The organism is Haloferax sp. Atlit-109R, assembly GCF_003665865.1.
Classification (GTDB): domain Archaea; phylum Halobacteriota; class Halobacteria; order Halobacteriales; family Haloferacaceae; genus Haloferax; species Haloferax volcanii.
Window position 1 is genome coordinate 1 of sequence record NZ_QPLO01000038.1, and the last position, 439, is coordinate 439.

The window sequence follows — 439 nt, forward strand, 5'->3', positions numbered from 1 at the left end:
GTCGCCGTCCTCACGGGGGCGAACTCAGGCGGGAAGACGACGCTCTTAGAGACGCTCGCACAGGTCGTCCTGCTCGCCTCGATGGGGCTGCCCGTGCCCGCAGCGCGAGCCGAGGTCGGCCAGTTCGATACGGTGGTCTTCCACCGCCGACACGCCAGTTTCAACGCCGGCGTCCTGGAGTCGACGCTGAAATCGATCGTCCCACCGCTGTCGACCGGCGACCGCACGCTGATGCTCGTCGACGAGTTCGAGGCGATCACCGAACCCGGCCGGGCCGCCGACCTGCTGAACGGCCTGGTCGATCTGACGGTCGATCAGGACGCGCTCGGCGTCTACGTGACCCACCTCGCCGACGACCTCAGTCCCCTCCCCCCGGAGGCGCGCATCGACGGCATCTTCGCGGAGGGGCTGACAGACGACCTCGCGCTCCGCGTCGACT

General features: G+C 69.0%; 1 pseudogene. It reads left to right on the forward strand.

Going from position 1 to position 439, the window contains the following annotated elements:
- Positions 1-439 (forward strand): annotated as a pseudogene (locus DVK03_RS19560) (DNA mismatch repair protein); the annotation flags it as partial.